This is a genomic window from Prevotella sp. SGI.167, from assembly GCF_050313615.1.
Taxonomy (GTDB): Bacteria; Bacteroidota; Bacteroidia; order Bacteroidales; family Bacteroidaceae; genus Prevotella.
On sequence record NZ_JBNPLT010000001.1, the window covers coordinates 295,168 to 315,733 of the forward strand.

26 protein-coding genes are annotated in these 20,566 nt (G+C 44.0%); all 26 read right to left on the reverse strand.

The annotated features are described in order from the left end of the window. Positions 1 to 3 precede the first annotated feature (3 nt). Entirely contained in the window at positions 4 to 348 is a 345-nt protein-coding gene (gene rplR, locus ACQRBJ_RS01165) for a 50S ribosomal protein L18 (protein WP_022122151.1), read from the reverse strand. An 18-nt stretch (positions 349 to 366) separates the two neighbouring features. Beyond that, positions 367 to 939, reverse strand: a complete 573-nt coding sequence (gene rplF / locus ACQRBJ_RS01170) for a 50S ribosomal protein L6 (protein WP_295348157.1) — start codon at positions 937 to 939, stop codon at positions 367 to 369. A 14-nt stretch (positions 940 to 953) separates the two neighbouring features. Next, on the reverse strand, positions 954 to 1,349 hold the full coding sequence (gene rpsH / locus ACQRBJ_RS01175; RefSeq protein ID WP_006848822.1) for a 30S ribosomal protein S8: 396 nt from the start codon (positions 1,347 to 1,349) through the stop codon (positions 954 to 956). A gap of 71 nt (positions 1,350 to 1,420) precedes the next feature. After that, on the reverse strand, positions 1,421 to 1,723 hold the full coding sequence (gene rpsN / locus ACQRBJ_RS01180; protein ID WP_089543921.1) for a 30S ribosomal protein S14: 303 nt from the start codon (positions 1,721 to 1,723) through the stop codon (positions 1,421 to 1,423). 5 nt (positions 1,724 to 1,728) lie between these two features. Then, positions 1,729 to 2,283 carry a 50S ribosomal protein L5 gene (rplE, locus tag ACQRBJ_RS01185; protein WP_288231472.1) on the reverse strand — a complete coding sequence of 185 codons (555 nt, stop codon included), beginning with the start codon at positions 2,281 to 2,283 and terminating at the stop codon, positions 1,729 to 1,731. Continuing rightward, positions 2,283 to 2,600, reverse strand: coding sequence for a 50S ribosomal protein L24 (gene rplX, locus ACQRBJ_RS01190; protein ID WP_089543922.1), 318 nt, complete (start codon positions 2,598 to 2,600; stop codon positions 2,283 to 2,285). Before rplX ends, rplE begins: the two co-directional genes overlap by 1 nt. Positions 2,601 to 2,620: 20 nt before the next feature. Beyond that, positions 2,621 to 2,986, reverse strand: coding sequence for a 50S ribosomal protein L14 (rplN, locus tag ACQRBJ_RS01195; RefSeq protein WP_294969736.1), 366 nt, complete (start codon positions 2,984 to 2,986; stop codon positions 2,621 to 2,623). Between the two features lie 2 nt (positions 2,987 to 2,988). Further along, entirely contained in the window at positions 2,989 to 3,255 is a 267-nt protein-coding gene (rpsQ, locus tag ACQRBJ_RS01200; protein WP_006848827.1) for a 30S ribosomal protein S17, read from the reverse strand. A gap of 2 nt (positions 3,256 to 3,257) precedes the next feature. Beyond that, on the reverse strand, positions 3,258 to 3,452 hold the full coding sequence (gene rpmC / locus ACQRBJ_RS01205) for a 50S ribosomal protein L29 (protein ID WP_006848828.1): 195 nt from the start codon (positions 3,450 to 3,452) through the stop codon (positions 3,258 to 3,260). A 2-nt stretch (positions 3,453 to 3,454) separates the two neighbouring features. Beyond that, complete coding sequence (gene rplP, locus ACQRBJ_RS01210; protein WP_006848829.1) at positions 3,455 to 3,883, reverse strand: 50S ribosomal protein L16; 429 nt, start codon at positions 3,881 to 3,883, stop codon at positions 3,455 to 3,457. Between the two features lie 16 nt (positions 3,884 to 3,899). After that, entirely contained in the window at positions 3,900 to 4,637 is a 738-nt protein-coding gene (gene rpsC, locus ACQRBJ_RS01215) for a 30S ribosomal protein S3 (RefSeq protein ID WP_153125305.1), read from the reverse strand. Positions 4,638 to 4,646: 9 nt separating this feature from the next. After that, positions 4,647 to 5,051 carry a 50S ribosomal protein L22 gene (gene rplV / locus ACQRBJ_RS01220; protein WP_006848831.1) on the reverse strand — a complete coding sequence of 135 codons (405 nt, stop codon included), beginning with the start codon at positions 5,049 to 5,051 and terminating at the stop codon, positions 4,647 to 4,649. A 36-nt stretch (positions 5,052 to 5,087) separates the two neighbouring features. Beyond that, a complete protein-coding gene (gene rpsS / locus ACQRBJ_RS01225; protein ID WP_006848832.1) occupies positions 5,088 to 5,354 on the reverse strand; it encodes a 30S ribosomal protein S19 in 267 nt (88 codons plus the stop codon). A 10-nt stretch (positions 5,355 to 5,364) separates the two neighbouring features. After that, a complete protein-coding gene (rplB, locus tag ACQRBJ_RS01230; protein ID WP_089543925.1) occupies positions 5,365 to 6,192 on the reverse strand; it encodes a 50S ribosomal protein L2 in 828 nt (275 codons plus the stop codon). A gap of 8 nt (positions 6,193 to 6,200) precedes the next feature. Further along, positions 6,201 to 6,494: a 50S ribosomal protein L23 gene (rplW, locus tag ACQRBJ_RS01235; protein WP_006848834.1), complete on the reverse strand. Its 294-nt coding sequence runs from the start codon at positions 6,492 to 6,494 to the stop codon at positions 6,201 to 6,203. A gap of 17 nt (positions 6,495 to 6,511) precedes the next feature. Then, the gene (gene rplD, locus ACQRBJ_RS01240) at positions 6,512 to 7,141 is read right to left on the reverse strand and encodes a 50S ribosomal protein L4 (protein WP_153125301.1); all 630 of its coding nucleotides are present in this window, start codon (positions 7,139 to 7,141) and stop codon (positions 6,512 to 6,514) included. After that, positions 7,141 to 7,755 (reverse strand): 50S ribosomal protein L3, encoded by a 615-nt coding sequence (gene rplC, locus ACQRBJ_RS01245; RefSeq protein ID WP_153125299.1) that lies wholly within the window; start codon positions 7,753 to 7,755, stop codon positions 7,141 to 7,143. Before rplC ends, rplD begins: the two co-directional genes overlap by 1 nt. Positions 7,756 to 7,775: 20 nt before the next feature. Continuing rightward, positions 7,776 to 8,081 carry a 30S ribosomal protein S10 gene (gene rpsJ / locus ACQRBJ_RS01250; protein WP_006283658.1) on the reverse strand — a complete coding sequence of 102 codons (306 nt, stop codon included), beginning with the start codon at positions 8,079 to 8,081 and terminating at the stop codon, positions 7,776 to 7,778. Positions 8,082 to 8,194: 113 nt separating this feature from the next. Continuing rightward, positions 8,195 to 10,309: an elongation factor G gene (gene fusA / locus ACQRBJ_RS01255; protein WP_294969745.1), complete on the reverse strand. Its 2,115-nt coding sequence runs from the start codon at positions 10,307 to 10,309 to the stop codon at positions 8,195 to 8,197. A gap of 29 nt (positions 10,310 to 10,338) precedes the next feature. Further along, on the reverse strand, positions 10,339 to 10,815 hold the full coding sequence (rpsG, locus tag ACQRBJ_RS01260) for a 30S ribosomal protein S7 (protein WP_153125295.1): 477 nt from the start codon (positions 10,813 to 10,815) through the stop codon (positions 10,339 to 10,341). A gap of 186 nt (positions 10,816 to 11,001) precedes the next feature. Further along, positions 11,002 to 11,382 (reverse strand): 30S ribosomal protein S12, encoded by a 381-nt coding sequence (gene rpsL / locus ACQRBJ_RS01265; protein WP_006848839.1) that lies wholly within the window; start codon positions 11,380 to 11,382, stop codon positions 11,002 to 11,004. Positions 11,383 to 11,623: 241 nt separating this feature from the next. Beyond that, on the reverse strand, positions 11,624 to 11,950 hold the full coding sequence (locus ACQRBJ_RS01270; protein WP_153125293.1) for a DUF3467 domain-containing protein: 327 nt from the start codon (positions 11,948 to 11,950) through the stop codon (positions 11,624 to 11,626). A gap of 191 nt (positions 11,951 to 12,141) precedes the next feature. Continuing rightward, positions 12,142 to 14,688 carry a TonB-dependent receptor domain-containing protein gene (locus ACQRBJ_RS01275; RefSeq protein WP_445302665.1) on the reverse strand — a complete coding sequence of 849 codons (2,547 nt, stop codon included), beginning with the start codon at positions 14,686 to 14,688 and terminating at the stop codon, positions 12,142 to 12,144. Positions 14,689 to 14,756: 68 nt separating this feature from the next. After that, on the reverse strand, positions 14,757 to 15,398 hold the full coding sequence (locus tag ACQRBJ_RS01280; RefSeq protein WP_445302666.1) for a DUF4974 domain-containing protein: 642 nt from the start codon (positions 15,396 to 15,398) through the stop codon (positions 14,757 to 14,759). After that, positions 15,391 to 15,906 carry a sigma-70 family RNA polymerase sigma factor gene (locus ACQRBJ_RS01285; protein ID WP_295348167.1) on the reverse strand — a complete coding sequence of 172 codons (516 nt, stop codon included), beginning with the start codon at positions 15,904 to 15,906 and terminating at the stop codon, positions 15,391 to 15,393. Before ACQRBJ_RS01285 ends, ACQRBJ_RS01280 begins: the two co-directional genes overlap by 8 nt. 310 nt (positions 15,907 to 16,216) lie before the next feature. Next, positions 16,217 to 20,548 (reverse strand): DNA-directed RNA polymerase subunit beta', encoded by a 4,332-nt coding sequence (gene rpoC, locus ACQRBJ_RS01290; protein WP_294969760.1) that lies wholly within the window; start codon positions 20,546 to 20,548, stop codon positions 16,217 to 16,219. Positions 20,549 to 20,566: the final 18 nt, after the last annotated feature.

Sequence of the window (20,566 nt, forward strand, 5' to 3'; positions counted from 1 at the left end):
CGTTTAAAATTTAAGACCACCGTTACGAGCACCCTCAGCCAACTGCTTTACGCGACCATGGTAAAGATAACCATTACGGTCGAAAACTACTGCCTCAACGCCAGCAGCCTTTGCCTTCTCAGCAATGAGCTCGCCAACCTTAGTTGCCTGCTCCTGCTTAGGCATCTTCTCCAAACCAAGTGAAGAAGCTGATGCAAGTGTAGTGCCTGTCAAATCGTTAATAACCTGAGCGTAAATCTGCTTGTTAGAGCGGAATACACTAAGACGTGGACGCTCAGCTGTACCGTTCACACTCTTACGAATGCGGAACTTTATCTTAATTCGTCTTTCTACTTTCTTTGTTGTCATAATCGTAAATAATTAAAATTACTTAGCTGAAGCACTCTTACCAGACTTTCTGCGAATAACTTCACCCTTAAAGAGAATACCCTTACCCTTATAAGGCTCAGGCTTGCGGAAAGAACGAATTTTTGCACAAACGAGTCCCAACAACTGCTTGTCACATGACTCCAATGTCAAGATTGGGTTCTGGTTTCTTTCAGACTTAGTCTCAACCTTAATCTCCTTAGGCAACTGGATGAAAATAGGGTGAGTGTAACCCAAAGCAAACTCAATAATGTTGCCCTGGTTAGAAACACGATAACCAACACCTACCAATTCCAAAACCTTTGTATAACCAGCGCTAACACCAACAACCATGTTGTGGACGAGAGAGCGATACAAACCGTGGAAAGCCTGCTTCTGCTTAACATTTACAGGACTATTTTCATCGATTTCAAAGCTAATATGACCATCTGCATTGATAAACTTGATAGATGGATCAATCCACTGAGAAAGTTCACCCTTAGGGCCCTTTACTGTACAAACGTGTGAATCGTTGTCATAGTTTACAGTAACACCTGCAGGGATACTAATTGGCAATTTTCCTATTCTAGACATATAAAAGCCTCCAATTAATAAATATAGCAAAGAACCTCGCCACCGATCTTAAGATCAGAAGCCTCTTTGTCTGTCATTACACCTTTGGATGTAGATAAGATTGCGATACCTAATCCGTTAATAACTCTAGGCATGTCCTTGTAACCAGTGTACTTACGCAAACCTGGAGTAGACACGCGCTTCAAACACTTGATAGCGTTTTGCTTTGTAGTTGGGTTGTACTTCAAGGCAACCTTGATTGAGCCCTGAGGACCATCCTCTACAAACTTGTAGTTGAGGATGTAACCTTTCTCGAAGAGGATCTTTGTAATCTCTTTCTTCAAGTTAGACGCAGGAACTTCAACAACACGGTGATGTGCCATGATTGCGTTTCTGAGTCTTGTCAGATAATCTGCTATTGGATCTGTCATAAAATATAAATGTTTAATTAATCGGGACTACCCCGACAATATTAAATAAAAAAATTCTTTGCCTTTAAAGATTACCAGCTAGCCTTCTTTACACCAGGAATCAAACCTGCAGAAGCCATCTCACGGAACTGGATACGAGAAAGACCAAACTGGCGGATATAACCCTTAGGACGACCAGTGATCTTGCAACGGTTGTGAAGACGGATAGGGTTTGCATTCTTTGGGATAGCCTGAAGCTTACGAGCTGCCTCGTATGCTTCGGCTGGATCATTAGAAGTTGCAATAATCTTTTTCAGAGCTTCGCGCTTTTCAGCGTAACGAGCTACAAGCTTTGCACGCTTAATCTCGCGAGCTTTCATTGATTCTTTTGCCATATCTCTTAATCTTTATTTGCGTTCTTGAATGGAAGACCGAAAGCCTTCAAAAGAGCAAAACCTTCCTCGTCTGTCTTAGCAGTTGTTACGAAGGTAATGTTCATACCCTGAATACGATCAATCTCATCGATATTGATCTCTGGGAAGATGATCTGCTCTGTGATACCCAATGTGTAGTTACCACGACCATCAAACTTGCTCTCAATACCCTTGAAGTCGCGGATACGAGGAAGAGAAACACGAACGAGTTTCTCCAAGAACTCGTACATACGCTCACGACGCAATGTTACCATAACACCGATAGGCATCTTCTTACGAAGCTTGAAGTTTGCGATATCCTTCTTAGAATATGTAGCAACAGCCTTCTGACCGGTGATAGCAGTAATCTCATTGATAGCTACGTCAACAAGCTTCTTGTCCTGAGTAGCGTCACCGAGACCCTGGTTGATGACAATCTTCTTCAATACTGGAATCTCCATAGCAGAAGAATAGTTGAACTGCTTCTGAAGAGCTGGTGCGATTGTCTCCTTATATACTTTCTTTAACTGTGCTGTATCCATTACTTGATTTCCTCCCCTGACTTTTTAGCGATGCGAACAACGTTTTTACCCTCATGCTTGATAGCAACGCGAGTAGCCTTGCCACTCTTAGGATCGATCAAACTCAAATTTGAGATATGAATAGGAGCCTCCTGCTTTACGATGCCTCCCTGAGGATTCTGAGCAGATGGCTTAGTGCTCTTAGATACCATGTGCACACCCTCAACGATGGCACGGTTCTCGTCAACGAGGACCTTGAGCACCTTACCTGTCTTGCCCTTATCAGCACCGGCAATAACGATAACGGTATCGTCTTTCTTAATATGTAACTTACTCATTACTTTTTACTTTTTTAATATTAAAGAACCTCAGGTGCCAAAGAAACGACTTTCATATTAACTGCACGAAGCTCACGAGCAACAGGACCGAAGATACGGCTACCACGAAGCTCACCTGCATTGTTGAGCAATACACAAGCGTTATCGTCGAAACGGATATATGAACCGTCAGGACGACGAATCTCCTTCTTTGTGCGAACAATCAAAGCCTTTGATACTGCACCCTTCTTCAAATCACTTGATGGCATAACGTTCTTGACAGCAACGACAATTACGTCACCAACACTTGCGTAACGACGGCCTGTACCACCGAGAACTCGAATGCAGAGAGCCTCGCGAGCGCCGCTGTTATCACATACTGTAAGTCTTGATTCAGTCTGTATCATAATTACTTAGCTTTTTCTACGATTTGTACTAATCTCCATCTCTTTGTCTTAGACAGAGGACGAGTTTCCATGATCATAACTGTATCACCTACGTTAGCCTCATTGTTCTCGTCATGCGCATGGTACTTCTTTGTCTTCTGGACAAACTTACCATAAATAGGGTGCATCTCCTTGAACTTAGCTGCAATAACAATGGTTTTATCCATCTTGTTGCTGATAACAACACCCTGTCTTACTTTTCTTAAATTTCTTGTTTCCATCTGGACCATTATTATTTGTTAAGTTCTCTCTGACGAAGTTCAGTTTTCATACGTGCGATATCACGACGAGCAACCTTAATCTCTGATGGATTCTCAAGTGGAGTAACATTGTGGTTGATCTTCTTCTTGTTCAAAGCGTCAACAGCTGCCTCCAACTTCTCAACCAATTCCTTGGTCTCGATATTTTTAATTTCTGCAATCTTCATAATTAAGCGTTTTTATCGTAATCACGTCTAACAATAAACTTAGTCTTCACTGGAAGTTTCTGAGCACAAAGGCGAAGGCCTTCTTTAGCGATATCGAAACTTACACCCTCTACTTCGAAGAGAATACGACCTGGTGTAACAGGTGCAACCCATCCTGCTGGATCACCCTTACCTTTACCCATTCGGACATCTGCAGGCTTGCGAGTGATTGGCTTATCAGGGAAAATTCGGATCCAGACCTGACCCTGACGGTTCATGTAGCGGTTCAATGCCACACGAGCTGCCTCAATCTGACGGCTATCGATCCACTTTGACTCAAGAGTCTTGATGCCGAAAGAACCGAATGCCAATTGTGTACCTCTGTGAGCGTTGCCTTTGTTGCCACGACCATCTTGAGGTCTTCTATATTTTACTCTTTTTGGCTGTAACATGATAGCTTTCTAAAATTTAACGGTTATTGTTTCTTTTACGATTACCACCACGGTTGTTAGAGCGACCGTTTCCACGGTTGTTATTATTGCTCTTGTTGTCCTGAGCGAAATTTGGAGTAAGATCAGCCTTACCATAAACCTCACCACGGCAAATCCAAACCTTGATGCCAAGCAAACCTACCTTAGTAAGAGCCTCGCACTGGCAATAGTCGATGTCTGCACGGAAAGTGTGAAGAGGAGTACGACCCTCTTTGTACATCTCCTTACGTGCCATTTCAGCACCGTTCAGACGACCTGTAATCTGAATCTTGATACCCTCAGCACCAGCACGCATAGTGTTAGCAACTGCCATCTTGATAGCGCGACGATAAGCAATCATGTGCTCAATCTGGCTCGCGATGTTCTTACCAACGATGGTAGCATCAAGCTCAGGCTTCTTAACCTCGAAGATGTTGATTTGAATCTCCTTCTTGTAGAGCTTCTTCAACTCTTCCTTCAACTTATCTACATCCTGACCACCTTTACCAATGACAATACCTGGACGGGCTGTGCAAATAGTAATGGTAACAAGTTTCAATGTACGTTCGATAACGATACGAGAAACACTTGCCTTAGCAAGGCGCTCGTTAAGATACTTACGGATTTTCTGATCCTCTACGAGGTTGTCACCGAAGTTCTTACCACCGAACCAATTTGAATCCCAACCACGGATAACACCAAGTCGGTTACTAATCGGATTAACTTTCTGTCCCATTCTACTTAATTATTTTTCGTCATTAGTTTTTGCATCAACAAAGAGAGTTACATGGTTAGAACGCTTACGGATTCTATAACCACGACCCTGTGGTGCAGGTCTCATACGTTTCATTGTAACGCCTTCGTCAACGAAGACCTTACTGATATAAAGCTCACCGTCTTCAGCCTTGCGATTATTCTTTGCTTCCCAGTTAGCGATAGCTGAACGGAGTAATTTCTCAACGTCAGCAGATGCCTGCTTCTTAGAGAAGCGAAGTACTCCGAGTGCACGGTTTACCTCCATACCACGAATCATGTCTACAACGTAGCGCATCTTACGTGGAGAAGAAGGAACGCCTACCAACTTAGCGAAGTACAAGTTTTTACGGGCTTCTTTCAATTTCTCAGCCGCAATATGTTTTCTTGCTCCCATTATTTACTTAAATTTTTAAATGGTTTAACCCTTAGCTTACTTTCTGTTACCAGAGTGACCGCCAAAGCGACGTGTTGGAGCGAACTCTCCAAGCTTGTGGCCAACCATATTCTCTGTAACATAAACAGGGATAAATTTATTACCGTTATGAACTGCAACAGTATGTCCTACGAAATCAGGAGATATCATTGAAGCTCTAGCCCATGTCTTAACAACATTCTTCTTGCCACTCTCGTTCATAGCGAGAATCTTCTTCTCGAGAGAAACGTTGATGTATGGACCCTTTTTAAGTGAACGACTCATAATTTACTCTTTATTTTTTGTTAGCTCTTTCGATAATATACTTGTTAGAAAGCTTCTTAGGTGCGCGAGTCTTAAGACCCTTAGCGTACAAGCCCTTACGTGAACGTGGATGACCACCACTCTGGCGACCTTCACCACCACCCATTGGGTGATCAACAGGGTTCATAACAACACCACGGTTGTGTGGACGACGACCCAACCAGCGTGAACGACCAGCCTTACCAGACTGCTCAAGAGCATGGTCAGAGTTACCAACACTACCAACTGTAGCCTTACAAGCACTCAAAATCTGGCGTGTTTCACCAGAAGGGAGCTTAATTACACAATAACTGCCCTCACGAGAAGTCAACTGAGCAAAATTACCAGCCGAACGAACCAACAAAGCACCCTGACCAGGACGCAACTCGATGTTGTGGATCACTGTACCTACAGGGATGTTTGCCAATGGAAGACAGTTACCGATTTCAGGAGCAGCCTCTGCACCTGACATCAAAGTAGCGCCTACCTGAAGTCCGTTAGGAGCAATAATGTAACGTTTTTCACCATCAGCGTAGTAAAGCAAAGCGATACGAGCCGAACGGTTTGGATCGTACTCGATTGTCTTAACAACTGCTGGAACACCATCTTTCTCACGTTTGAAGTCGATTAAACGATACTTCTGCTTATGACCACCGCCAATGTAGCGAACGGTCATCTTACCGGTGTTGTTTCGACCGCCGGTAGAACGCTTACCGTAAACGAGAGACTTCTCTGGCACGGATGCAGTAATATCCTCGAACGTGCCAATAACCTTGTGTCTTTGACCCGGAGTAACCGGTTTTAATTTACGTACTGCCATTTTTTATTTTAAATATTGCTGTAAAAATCAATTGTATCGCCCTCCTTAAGAGTAACGATTGCCTTCTTGAACGCATTCTTCTGACCCTTAACAAGACCTGCCTTTGTGTAACGAGCAGAGCGCTTGCCAGCGTAGCGAATAGTGTTCACGTCAACTACTGTAACATTATACAGACTCTCAACTTCCTTCTTAATCTCGAGCTTATTAGCCTCAGGACGAACAACGAAGCCATAGCGGTTAGGCTGCTTGTCTGTAATCTTGGTCATCTTCTCAGTAACCAATGGTTTGATAATAAATGCCATATTCTAATATCTCCTTTTTACTTTGTTAAGATCTGGTCGATAGTCTCAAGCGACTTTTCTGTAATCACTACAACATCTGCGTTCAAAATTTTGTACGAATTGACGTTAGATGCGAGGATAACCTCAGCGCGCTGTAAGTTACGTGCAGACAAATATACGTTTTTATTTGATTCTGGCAAAACAAAGAGTACTTTTTTGCCCTCGATTTTAAGATTCTTAAGAACACTTAAGAATTCTTTAGTCTTTGGAGCCTCGAATGTGAAATCTTCCAACATTACAATTGCGCTCTCCTGTGCCTTGTAAGACAAAGCAGACTTACGAGCAAGAATCTTTACTTTTTTGTTGAGCTTGAAGCGGTAATCACGTGGTTTAGGACCAAATACGCGAGCACCACCTACGAGTACAGGTGAGTTAATATCACCACGGCGAGCACCGCCACCGCCCTTCTGACGACCAAGCTTACGAGTAGAACCGCTCATCTCGCTTCTCTCCTTAGACTTAGCTGTACCCTGACGCTGGTTAGCGAGATACTGCTTTACGTCGAGGTAGAGAACGTGATCGTTAGGCTCAATGCCGAAGACTGCATCATTAAGAGCTACCTTGCGGCCGGTCTCCTGACCTTTGATATCTAATACGCTAACTTCCATTATTTCTCAATTAAAACAGTTGAACCTTTGCATCCAGCGAAAGAACCCTTAACGATAAGGAGATTCTGCTCTGGAATTACCTTTAACACCTGAAGGTTCTGAGTTGTTACTCTATCACCTCCCATTTGGCCGCCCATGCGCATACCCTTGAATACCTTAGCAGGGTAAGAACATGCACCAATAGATCCCGGCTTACGGGCGCGGTCATCCTGACCATGAGTAGACTGACCTACACCACCGAATCCGTGACGCTTAACAACGCCCTGGAAGCCTTTACCCTTTGATGTACCAATTACGTCAACGAACTTGCAGCCGTTGAAGATTTCAACTGTAATGGTGTCACCGAGGTTGTACTCCTCATCAAACTTGAACTCGGCCAAGTGCTTCTTAGGTGTTGTGCCTGCCTTCTTGAAGATTCCCATCATAGGCTGAGAAGTACGCTTCTCCTTAGCCTCGCCGAAACCTAACTGATAAGCCTTGTAACCATCCTTTTCTACGGTCTTAACCTGGGTTACAACACAAGGACCTACTTCGATAACAGTGCACGGAATGTTCTTACCGTCGGCACTGAAAACGGATGTCATTCCGATTTTCTTTCCAATTAATCCTGGCATTTCAATTTAATTTTTAATAATTAGACTTTGATTTCTACTTCTACACCACTTGGCAATTCAAGCTTCATCAAGGCATCAACTGTCTTAGCTGTTGAGCTGTAGATGTCAATGAGACGCTTGAAATCTGAGAGCTGGAACTGCTCGCGAGACTTCTTGTTAACGAAAGTACTACGGTTTACAGTAAAAATACGCTTGTGTGTTGGCAATGGAATAGGACCACTAACGATAGCGCCTGTTGCCTTTACAGCCTTCACAATCTTCTCAGCTGACTTGTCAACCAACTGGTGGTCGTAAGACTTCAGCTTAATTCTGATTTTCTGACTCATTTTTAAAATTAAGTTATTATTATATGAATTATTTTAGTCTAAAGGAAGAAGAGGTACGCTGCTTAAGAGTCATTCGCTAAGCAGCGCCTCATCTTACCGTTATTTCTTTGTTATTAAAGAAGTTCTGCGTGACCCTTAACCTCCTCCAACACAGCCTTAGCAATTGTTGAAGAAAGAGGTGCATGATGATCGTACTCCATAGAACTTGTTGCACGACCAGAAGTGATAGTACGCAAAGCTGTTACATAACCGAACATCTCAGCCAATGGAACCATTGCCTTTACGATGCGAGCACCGCTACGACCTTCTTCCATACCCTGAACGAGACCACGTCGCTTATTCAAGTCACCGATTACGTCACCCATGTTCTCTTCTGGAGTAACAACCTCTACCTTCATGATAGGCTCCATCAAAACAGGACCAGCCTTAGGGCAAAGTACCTTGAATGCCTGATGTGCTACCAACTCGAATGACAACTGGTCAGAGTCAACTGGGTGGAAGCTACCATCGGTCAAAGTTACCTTCAAACCTGTCATTGGGAAGCCACCGAGTACACCATTTGACAAACAGTCAGCGAAGCCCTTCTGTACTGATGGGATGAATTCCTTAGGAACGTTACCACCCTTAACCTCGTTGATGAACTGCAAGTCGCCCTCCTTGTAATCCTCGTCCTTAGGACCGATGGTTACATCGATACAAGCGAACTTACCACGACCACCAGACTGCTTCTTGTAAGTCTCACGGCTCTGAGCTGTCTTAGTGATAGCCTCCTTGTAGTTAACCTGAGGTTTACCCTGGTTACACTCAACCTTGAACTCACGCTTCAAACGGTCGATGATGATATCCAAGTGGAGCTCACCCATACCAGAGATGATTGTCTGACCGCTCTGCTCATCAGTACGTACTGTAAAGGTTGGATCCTCCTCAGCCAACTTAGCGAGACCGTTATCCAACTTAGCGATGTCAGCCTGGCTCTTAGGCTCAACTGCGATAGAGATTACAGTATCAGGGAATGTCATAGACTCCAATACAATTGGGTGATCCTCATCACAGAGTGTATCACCAGTACGGATATCCTTGAAACCAACACCTGCACCGATATCACCTGCGTCGATTGACTCCATTGGAATTTCCTGCTTAGAGTTCATCTGGAACAGACGGCTGATACGCTCGCGCTTGCCAGAACGTGGGTTGTAAACATAAGAACCAGCAACAACCTTACCTGAGTAAACGCGGAAGAATACCAAGCGGCCCATGAATGGGTCAGTAGCAATCTTAAATGCGAGAGCAGATGTTGGCTCATCCTCAGATGGCTTACGATCCTCTTCCTCTTCTGTATCAGGGTTAGTACCGATGATATTTGGAGTATCCATTGGTGATGGCAAGAATGCACATACATAGTCGAGCAATGGCTGAACACCCTTGTTCTTGTATGAAGAACCGAGCAACATTGGGCAGCATTCCATAGCGCAGCAACCCTTACGGATAGCAGCAAGGAGTTTCTCCTCTGGAATATCCTGACCATCGAGATAGAGCTCCATAACCTCGTCATCGAAGTTAGCAGCACCCTCAAGAAGCTTATCACGCCACTCTGCAGCCTCGTCAGCCAAATCTGCAGGAATTTCCTCTACGTCATACTCAGCACCCATAGTCTCATCGTGCCAGAGAATAGCCTTCATCTTGATCAGGTCAACTACACCCTTGAAGTTCTCCTCTGCACCAATAGGAATCTGAATAGCAATAGGATTAGCACCCAAGATATCCTTCATCTGCTGAACTGTCTCAAAGAAGTTAGCACCTGAACGGTCCATCTTGTTTACATAACCGATACGAGGTACATTGTACTTGTCAGCCTGGCGCCATACTGTCTCTGACTGTGGCTGTACACCGTCAGCTGCAGAATATGTAGCAACAGCACCATCGAGTACACGGAGTGAACGCTCAACCTCAGCAGTGAAGTCAACGTGTCCCGGAGTATCGATCAAGTTAATCTTATAAGACTTACCGAGATAGTTCCAGTTACAAGTTGTAGCTGCAGAAGTGATAGTAATACCACGCTCCTGCTCCTGGACCATCCAGTCCATTGTAGCAGCACCATCGTGTACCTCACCGATCTTATGAGTCTTACCTGTATAGAACAAGATACGCTCAGATGTTGTTGTCTTTCCGGCATCGATGTGCGCCATGATACCGATGTTACGTGTCAAATGTAAATCGCGATTTGCCATTTTCTTTTAAACCTATTTTATATGTTAAATTAGAATCTGAAGTGAGCAAATGCACGGTTAGCCTCAGCCATACGATGCATATCCTCCTTACGCTTGAAAGCGCCACCCTGATTGTTATAAGCATCCATAATCTCAGCAGCAAGCTTGTCTGCCATAGTCTTACCACCACGCTTGCGAGCGAAGCTGATAAGGTTCTTCATAGAGATACTTTCCTTACGGTCAGGACGAATTTCTGTAGGAACCTGGAAGGTAGCACCACCAATACGGCGGCTCTTAACCTCAACCTGTGGAGTAATATTATCGAGAGCCTGCTTCCAAATTTCAAGTGCAGACTTCTCCTCGTTAGCCATCTTAGCCTTTACGGTATCGAGTGCATTGTAGAAAATCTCATAAGATGTATTCTTCTTACCATCATACATCAAATGATTTACGAATTTAGAGACCTTCTGGTCGTTGAAGACTGGATCTGGGAGGATCACTCTCTTCTTTGGTTTTGCTTTTCTCATTTTTAATCGAAAAAATTTAAATTCTGCATGGGGCTGTATATCGTTCTTCAACACTCGCACCCGAGTATTTACTCAACCTGTTACTTCTCCAGCAAAACGTTTAATAAAATAATCTTTTTACCTAAACTCTCGACCTTCTCCGACCGTGAGTTTTCGGATTTCTTTTAATTTTGTCCGGATTTAGAATTACTTCTTAGCCTTTGGACGCTTAGCACCGTACTTAGAACGACGCTGTGTGCGGTTTGCAACACCTGCGGTATCAAGAGTACCACGAACGATGTGATAACGAACACCAGGAAGGTCCTTTACACGACCACCACGAACCAATACGATTGAGTGCTCCTGCAAGTTGTGTCCCTCTCCTGGAATGTAAGAGTTAACCTCCTTAGAGTTTGTCAAACGTACACGGGCAACCTTACGCATTGCCGAATTAGGCTTCTTTGGAGTTGTTGTGTAAACACGAACGCAAACACCACGACGCTGAGGACATGAATCCAAAGCTGGAGACTTGCTCTTGTCTACCAAAACTCTTCTGCCTTTTCTTACTAACTGTGAAATAGTAGGCATAATTTTACTTTTTAATTTATTATTTTGTTTTTTATTATTGTCTTATTTCCGTATAAGCCACCACATTATGGGGTTTTTCGGGGTGCAAAGTTACGATTTTTTCTGCAAACTACCTAATATTATAGGTAACTTTTGAAAAAGGATCCTAAATTTTAACTTTATATAACTATTAAAAACAAAACTTATAAAGAAAAAGTGGAATTTAGCAGGAAATTTAGTCTTAGTATGTATGTTCTATGGATTAAGCCTCACCTTTTGGTGTGCCGAATGGAGCGATAGTACGATCCTGCTGCTCTTCAGCCATCTTAATCTTACCGAAAGTCTGCTCATAATTATATACATTACTCTGCAAGGCCTGAAGCAAACGCTTAGCGTGCTCTGGTGCCATGATGACACGGCTCTTGATCTGAGGTGCCGGCATTCCTGGGAGTGCACAAGCAAAATCCAAAATGAAATCTGAGCTAGAATGGGTAATCAATGCCAAGTTTGAATATGTACCTTCTGCTACTTCTGGGCTGATACCCATCTGGAACTGATTCTGCTGTTCCTTATTCTTATTTTCTTCCATAATTTTATCAAGTTAATAGGGTTAAACTTTAATTTATGATGCAAATTTACAAATAATATCTGGAAAAAACGAATAATCTGCCAATTATTTTGTGTTAAAAGTCCTTTCACACTAAAACGCTTCAAAGACACAAGCTTAGTATGAAAGGACTTTTGAAATATAAATTCTTTTTTATCTGAAGAACCGGTCTGTCAGAAGCGGCTCTTCTCTGCATTACCAGCACCTGAGCCCTTATACTTTCTATGACCGGAATTGAATTTATAGACCACCCGGACACCAATTTCACGGGCACTATTATAACTATCCTTCGTCAAGGTTGCATGGTCACCATACATGGCCCATTGGTCTTTCTGACTTCTGAAGATATCTTCTGCATAGAAATTAACAGTCAAAGCTTCATCCAAAAATGTCTTAACCATTCGCATAGAGGCAAAATAACCAGAGCGATACCGGCGGAAGGCATTATAGGATGTAGTATTGGCATGAAGGGTCACCCATGAAGTCCAAGTAGAACTCAACTTAAACTTGTTGTTCCATGTAATACCCAAGGCAGGCTTCGACAAACCACGAGGAGCACCATATTTTTCCGCATCAAAAAAAGGCTTCTGAAAGAAGACTTGCCATGTAGGCTGATACCAATCGAACTTGGGAGCAGCTATGACATACGCTGTCATCGTCTGCTTGCTGGAAAAGTTCACATTTCTCAAGAAGGCTATATCCTGATGATTATAAAGGGTAACATACCAGATGATGGGATTGTCCTCATAAAGATACTCCACACCAAACGAAATCCAGTTGCACATCACATCCAATGAAACATCATGAGCAATGGTAGGACGAAGATAAGGATCGCCACCTTCATACATATAGCGATTATCATACTGCACCTCATTGCGCAAGGAACTATAAGAAGGACGCTTTGTCTTGCAGGTATACGCCAGAGATGCCGCCCATGGTTCCTTATTCCATGACAGGGTCAGGTTGGGAAACCAATTGCTATAATTCCTGCTAGGCTCTTCTTCATACTTACCGAAAGAATAATACTTGGCAGACACATACTCGTATCTCAATCCTGCATCCATTGAAAACGAGCCTAAAGGATATGAAAAGGCAAGAAATCCCGCCAAATTATCTTCCTTCATGTCGGTAGAAGCATCCGCCACAATACCTTCCGCATTGATATATTCTCCGCTACTGTGGGTATGGCTCACTTCGCTTCCTAACTCCAACTGCCCCTTGGCTATGGGATAAGAAAGAACCAGTTTGCCTGCAAGCAACTGATTATGGCGGCGACTCGCAGTATGGATTTCCCGATTTTCCAATACGGTAGCCTCTTCTGTTTCCAACATATCCCGCCCAGTTTTTTGCCAGAGACAGGTTCCATTAAAGTCTATTCCCAGTTTATTGACCTTTCCCACATAGTAAGCATTCAACTCATGGGTAGGACTACCTATATCATCGAACAATACTTTCTGTTTGATGATATCCACAGGTTGTCCCTCATTGAATATTTCCTGCTGTCCATCAACATGCCCTTTCGCATAGGGTTCGCATTCTAAATCATAAGAAGCACCGATAGAGTTTTCATCATTGAGGTCGTAATTGAAACCAAAGTTTACTTCTCCCATTGTATTGCGATAGGATAAGGGATCATACTGGTTTACGGTAACATTCTTCGTTCCTTCAATATGCTGAATTAGCGAAGTAGCCTCCTTATGCCCTCTTGTATATCCCCAAAGAGACCCAAACAAGTTGAGCTTTTCACTCTGATAATTGAGACTAAGCTGTTCTGACCCTCCCAGATATCCATTATACCATACCATGGAATTCAAGGATCCACTCACCCCTTCGCCCTGCTTCTTGACGGTTCGGATACGTATGACAGAGCTAACCGTGGCATCATATCTTGCACCAGGCGAAGTAATGATTTCCACATTCTTGATGGCATCAGACTTCAGGCGCTGCAATTCCCTGGAATCTCTCACCTGCTTATTGTTGATATATATAATAGGTGTACCCTTGCCATAAACGCTGATGACATCGGTACTACTTACATTGATGCGAGGTAATTGTCGGAGTACATCAACGGCATCTCCTACTTTTGACAAATCAGAATGCTGTATGTCTATGAGCATTCCTTCACGTCCCATCTTGAAAGAAGGCAATTTCGCCTTCACCGTAACACCATTGATATGCATGGTACTCTCCTTCAACACCACATTTCCGACTTTTCCCACATTATATATATTATATAAGGTGTAATAACCCACACAACTTACTTTGGCGAGAACCTTCTTCATGCCACAAGGTATCACGAAATTGCCGCTGGCATTGGTCACACCACCTGTGAGAAAGGAAGAATCCCTGGGATTAAGTAAAGCCACATTGGCAAACTCCACTGGTCGATGACGTTCATCAATCACCCGGCCCATCAATTTGGTAGGTTCCTTTTGGGTACATTCCACGAATATCAAGCTATCCTCTATCGTAGCCTTCATCGGATAAAATCCAAAGACCCGCCCCAAAGCTTCCTGCAAATCGAGATTACGGAAAGAGGTAGTGACGGTGAAATCTTCCAGTTCATTATAAATAAAACTGATTTTATATCGACGGGTTGCCTTGTCTAAATCCTTCAGGACTTCAGACATGGAACGGTTGCTATAGCTTCGAGAGATGCGCTGTCCAAACGATGCCTGTACCAACAGACACATCAGGAAAGCGAACATATATTTCTTCATAATCTTTATATTGATTTGATACATATTACAAATAAGCCAACTTGTAAACAGACCTGTCAGCGACAGGGTTATTCTACAACAAGTTGCTCATTGTCCAAAGAGAGAACTATCTGCTGTGAATGATTCAATTCATCCACTACACTCTGCAGACTGTTCTCGCTGTTCCATTCATAATAGAAACGAAGCTGCTTGGCTTCCTGGTTCTGGAACACAATCTTCACTCCATAATACTCTGCCATTTCTCCGAGCATCGTTTCTAAGGAAACATTGTCGAAAGTCTTATGCACAATTTCCTTCTTGACATCAGATGACGTAGCTTTATCACTGACAGCAGCAGTATTTGGACTGGATGCTACTTTTACCTGAGACGTATCCCCTGCCGATGTTTCTTCTACCTGACGATGCGAACTGAATGCATGAATGGCAGCAAAGGCGATACCAGACAGCAAACATACACCTATAAAGGAAGCAGCGAGTTTGCGCCAATCAAAACGGGACTTCACTACCGGATGCTGTTCAGCAAACAATTGCCATTCCTTATCTACATCCAAATCTTTCTCCGTCGCTTCTTTATCAAAAGCCATACGCATCTCCATCATCGTGAGATAGGTCTGGCGAGACTCCTCATCTTGGAGAATCTCTTTCATCTGAGACTCAGAATAATGCTCTGGGTGCTCAATCATGTCGATTACTTGTGTTAACTTATCCATTGTTCTTGGGATTAAAATGTTCTTTTATTCGTTTGATACCTTGAGCAAGATGCTTATAGACGGCAGCCTCACTGATACCTAACTCTTCTGAGATTTCATGATAAGTGAGTTTCTGGCGATAATGCATATTGACCACGCGCCGGGTTTGGAGCGTCAATTCTTCATCTACAAAACGAAGCATCTGATCTGCCTTGCTCATCTCATGGTCTATCTCGCGAATGATTCGGTTTTCATCATGCACGATATCTACCGTATGGTCCACTTTAAGACCAGCCTTGACCTTTTCGTGAAAGGTCATCTTTCTGAGATAATTCAAACATCGGTTTCGAGTAAGAACGAGAAAGTAACCTTCCGTACTTTTAGGTGGAAGCCGAAGCTTTCCACTGAGCAAATCTGCAAAAATATCGCTCACCACATCCCTTGCGGTCTCTTCATCGCCTAGAATCATCCTCGAAACGAGAAACATCTTTGAATAATGCTGGCGAAAAAGTTGTTCTATCTTTTCCATTTCTATTTTTATCTGTATTGTTTATCCCAAGAACACATCAAGGTACAAAATTCCCAACCCATGAAGAAGAAAAAATATAAAAAGTTAGCGCATAACGGTTGACCACCGCATGCACATCACCTGTCATGCAAGCGCATATCAGCTGATATGCAAGCGCACAACAGCTGTTGTGCGACCAGAGATACTAGCTTTTCCAAAAACTTTAGCTGTCTTTTCCAACAATATATCAATAGCATACAAAAGAAAAAGAGGGTGCATCATAATCTTATGACACACCCTCCTTATTATATATGTGACTCTATTCTACTGATTAGTCCACGATAGGAGTATCTGCATAGTCGAGTACATTCTTTCTATTAGCTTGCATACGCTCGTACTCTTCCTTAGAGCCGACGATGAGCTTCTCCCACTGACGGAGACCAGTACCTGCAGGAATCAAGTGACCGCAGATTACATTCTCCTTCATACCCTCAAGGTAATCAACCTTACCACGGATAGCAGCCTCGTTCAAGACCTTAGTAGTTTCCTGGAAGGAAGCAGCACTCATGAAGCTCTTTGTACCAAGAGCAGCACGGGTGATACCCTGAAGAATCTGAGTAGAAGTAGCAGCTACTGCATCACGAACCTGTACAAGTTTCTTGTCACGACGCTTCAAGGCAGAGTTTTCATCACGCAATCTGCGTGCTGTGATAATCTGACCTGGCTTAAGTTCGGTGCTGTCGCCGGCATCGGTAACAACCTTCTTACCCCAGATACGATCATTTTCCTCAGCGAAGTCGAGCTTGTCAACCAACTCCTGCTCCAGGAATGTGGTATCACCTGGATCGTCGATACGAACCTTACGCATCATCTGACGTACCACAACCTCGAAGTGCTTATCGTTGATAGCCACACCCTGGAGACGGTAAACGTCCTGAATCTGGTTAACGATATACTCCTGAACAGCAGTAGGACCCATGATGGCGAGGATATCGCCAGGAGTTACACTACCATCAGAAAGAGGAGTACCAGCACGTACAGCATCATGCTCCTGTACCAGAATCTGCTTAGAGAGAGATACGAGATACTTCTTCTGATCACCAGTCTTAGATGTTACGATGATCTCACGGTTACCACGCTTTACCTTACCCATGGTTACCTCACCATCGATTTCTGATACGACAGCAGGGTTAGATGGGTTACGAGCCTCGAGAAGCTCGGTAACACGTGGAAGACCACCGGTGATATCACCAGCACCACCAACCGCACGAGGAATCTTAACCAACACCTCACCAGTCTTGATAGTCTGACCATCCTCAACAATGAGGTGACCACCTACAGGGAAGTTGTATGTACCAACTACCTCACCATTAGCATCGATAACATCACAAGAAGGAACCATCGCCTTATTCTTTGAATCAGTGATGATCTTCTCCTCCAAACCAGTGGTCTCATCGACCTCGGCACGGTAGGTCTGATCCTTCTGAACGTCATTGAACTTCAATGTACCTGCATACTGGCTGACGATAACGGCGTTGAATGGGTCCCAACGGGCAATCACAGTATCCTTTTCAACAACTTCACCTTCCTTATGATACAGAGAAGAACCGTAAGGAACATTCAATGTAGCAAGGATGATGTTTGTATTTGGATCAACGAAACGGATTTCGGCCAAGTGGCTTACTACCTTCTCGCACTTGATATCATTTCCTTCCTCATCTTCCTCGATGAAAGGAACAGTGCTCAATTCATCAAACTCGATACGAGACTTGTTCTTCGCAGCAATCTTAGCATTGGCAGCAGCGTTAGACGCAATACCACCGGCGTGGAATGTACGGAGAGTAAGCTGAGTACCAGGCTCACCAATAGCCTGAGCTGCGATGACACCGACAGCCTCACCAAGCTGAACCATGCGGGCTGTAGCCAAGTTACGACCGTAACACTTCATGCAGACACCCTTCTTGCTCTCACAGGTAAGTACGGAACGAATCTCAACGCTCTCGATAGGAGACTCATCGATTGCCTTAGCCTTTGGCTCAGTAATTTCCTCACCTGCCTTGACTATCAACTCACCTGTAGTTGGGTGGATAATGTCATGAACTGATACACGACCCAGGATACGCTCATAGAGTGAAGAAATAATCTCATCACCATTCTTCAATGCTGTACATACCAGACCGCGCAATGTACCACAATCCTCCTCAGTAATGATGACGTCATGAGAAACGTCAACAAGACGACGAGTCAGGTAACCAGCATCGGCAGTCTTCATAGCGGTATCCGCAAGACCCTTACGGGCACCATGAGAAGCGATAAAGTACTCCAACACTGACATACCCTCCTTAAAGTTAGAAAGGATAGGGTTCTCAATGATCTGCGCACCCTCTGCACCAGCCTTCTGAGGCTTAGCCATCAAACCACGCATACCTGACAACTGCTTAATCTGATCCTTAGAACCACGGGCTCCGGAATCAAGCATCATGTATACAGCGTTGAATCCCTGGTCAGCTTCAGTCATCTCCTTCATCAAGATGTTACCCAAATCGGTATTTACGTGAGTCCATGCATCGATAACCTGGTTGTAACGCTCCTTGTTGGTGATGAAACCCATGTTATAGTTGTTGGTGATTTCCTCAACCTCCTTGCGGCCACGCTCAACGATAGCCTCCTTCTCTGGTGGGATAATGATATCACCAAGGTTAAATGACAAACCTGCAACGTATGCCATACGATAACCCAAGTTCTTGATACCATCGAGGAATTCACATGCCTCAGCCATACCTACGGCCTTGATTACACTAGAAATCAAGCCACGGAGAGTCTTCTTGGAGATGACATCGTTGAAGAATCCTACCTCATCAGGGATGATACCATTCACAATAACACGACCTACAGAAGTCTCAACCATACGCTTCTGAATCTTACCGTCAACCAAGTCGTCAACGACAACCTTTACCAAAGCGTGGAGATCACAACGCCCCTCGTTACGGGCAATCAAAGCCTCCTCAGGACCGTAGAATGTCAATCCCTCGCCCTTTGCACCTGGACGAATCTTTGTAATATAGTAGAGACCAAGCACCATATCCTGAGAAGGAACGGTGATAGGTGCACCATTAGCAGGGTTCAGAATGTTATGGCTCTGGAGCATCAGAATCTGAGTCTCCAAGATAGCCTCATTGCTCAATGGAAGGTGAACAGCCATCTGGTCACCATCGAAGTCGGCGTTGAACGCTGTACATGCCAATGGGTGCAACTGGATAGCCTTACCCTCAATCATCTTAGGCTGGAAAGCCTGAATACCGAGACGGTGAAGTGTAGGGGCACGGTTCAACATAACCGGATGACCCTTCATCACGTTCTCGAGGATATCCCAGATAACAGGCTCGCGACGGTCAACAATCTTCTTGGCACTCTTAACAGTCTTGACAATACCACGCTCAATCAACTTGCGGATGATAAATGGTTTGTAAAGCTCAGCAGCCATCAACTTAGGAAGACCACACTCACCCATCTTCAACTCAGGACCTACAACGATTACCGAACGAGCAGAGTAGTCAACACGCTTACCCAACAAGTTCTGACGGAAACGACCCTGCTTACCCTTCAAAGAGTCAGAGAGAGACTTCAATGGACGATTGCTCTCACTCTTGACAGCAGAACTCTTGCGAGAGTTGTCGAACAAGCTGTCAACAGCCTCCTGCAACATACGCTTCTCGTTTCGGAGAATCACTTCAGGAGCCTTGATTTCAACCAATCTCTTCAAACGGTTGTTACGGATGATAACACGACGATAGAGGTCGTTCAAGTCTGATGTAGCGAAACGACCACCGTCCAGCGGTACCAATGGGCGAAGCTCTGGAGGAGTAACAGGAATAATCTTCATGATCATCCATTCAGGCTTGTTAATACCCTTGCTGGCACGGAAACCCTCTACTACCTGAAGACGCTTCAAAGCCTCAGTCTTACGCTGCTGGCTAGAATCGTTGTTAGCTCGGTCACGAAGTTCGTATGACAGATTGTCGAGGTCTACATCCTGAAGAAGCTCATAGATAGCCTCTGCACCCATCTTGGCAATGAACTTGTTAGGATCAGAATCATCCAAACGATCATTTTCCTCGCTGATCTGGTTGTCGATAATGTCGATATACTCATCTTCTGTCAGGAGATCGAGCTTATGAGAACCGTTTACTTCCAATCCATCAGCATCTGTCTTACCTTCCATCACACCAGGCTGGATAACTACATACTTCTCGTAGTAGATAACAGCATCAAGTTTCTTGGTTGGCATACCGAGGAGGTAACCAATCTTGTTAGGAAGAGAACGGAAATACCAGATGTGAGCTACAGGAACAACGAGTTCGATGTGACCAGAACGCTCACGACGAACCTTCTTCTCAGTAACCTCTACACCGCATCGGTCGCAGACGATTCCCTTGTAGCGGATGCGCTTGTACTTACCGCAGGCGCACTCATAGTCCTTGGTAGGACCAAAAATGCGCTCGCAGAAGAGACCATCACGCTCCGGCTTGTATGTTCGATAATTAATGGTTTCAGGCTTAGTAACCTCACCATACGAATTTTCCAGGATCTCCTCAGGAGAAGCGAGACCGATGGTAATCTTCGTAAAATTATTCTTTACCTTTGTATCTTTTTTGAAAGCCATGTTTCTATATCTTAATTA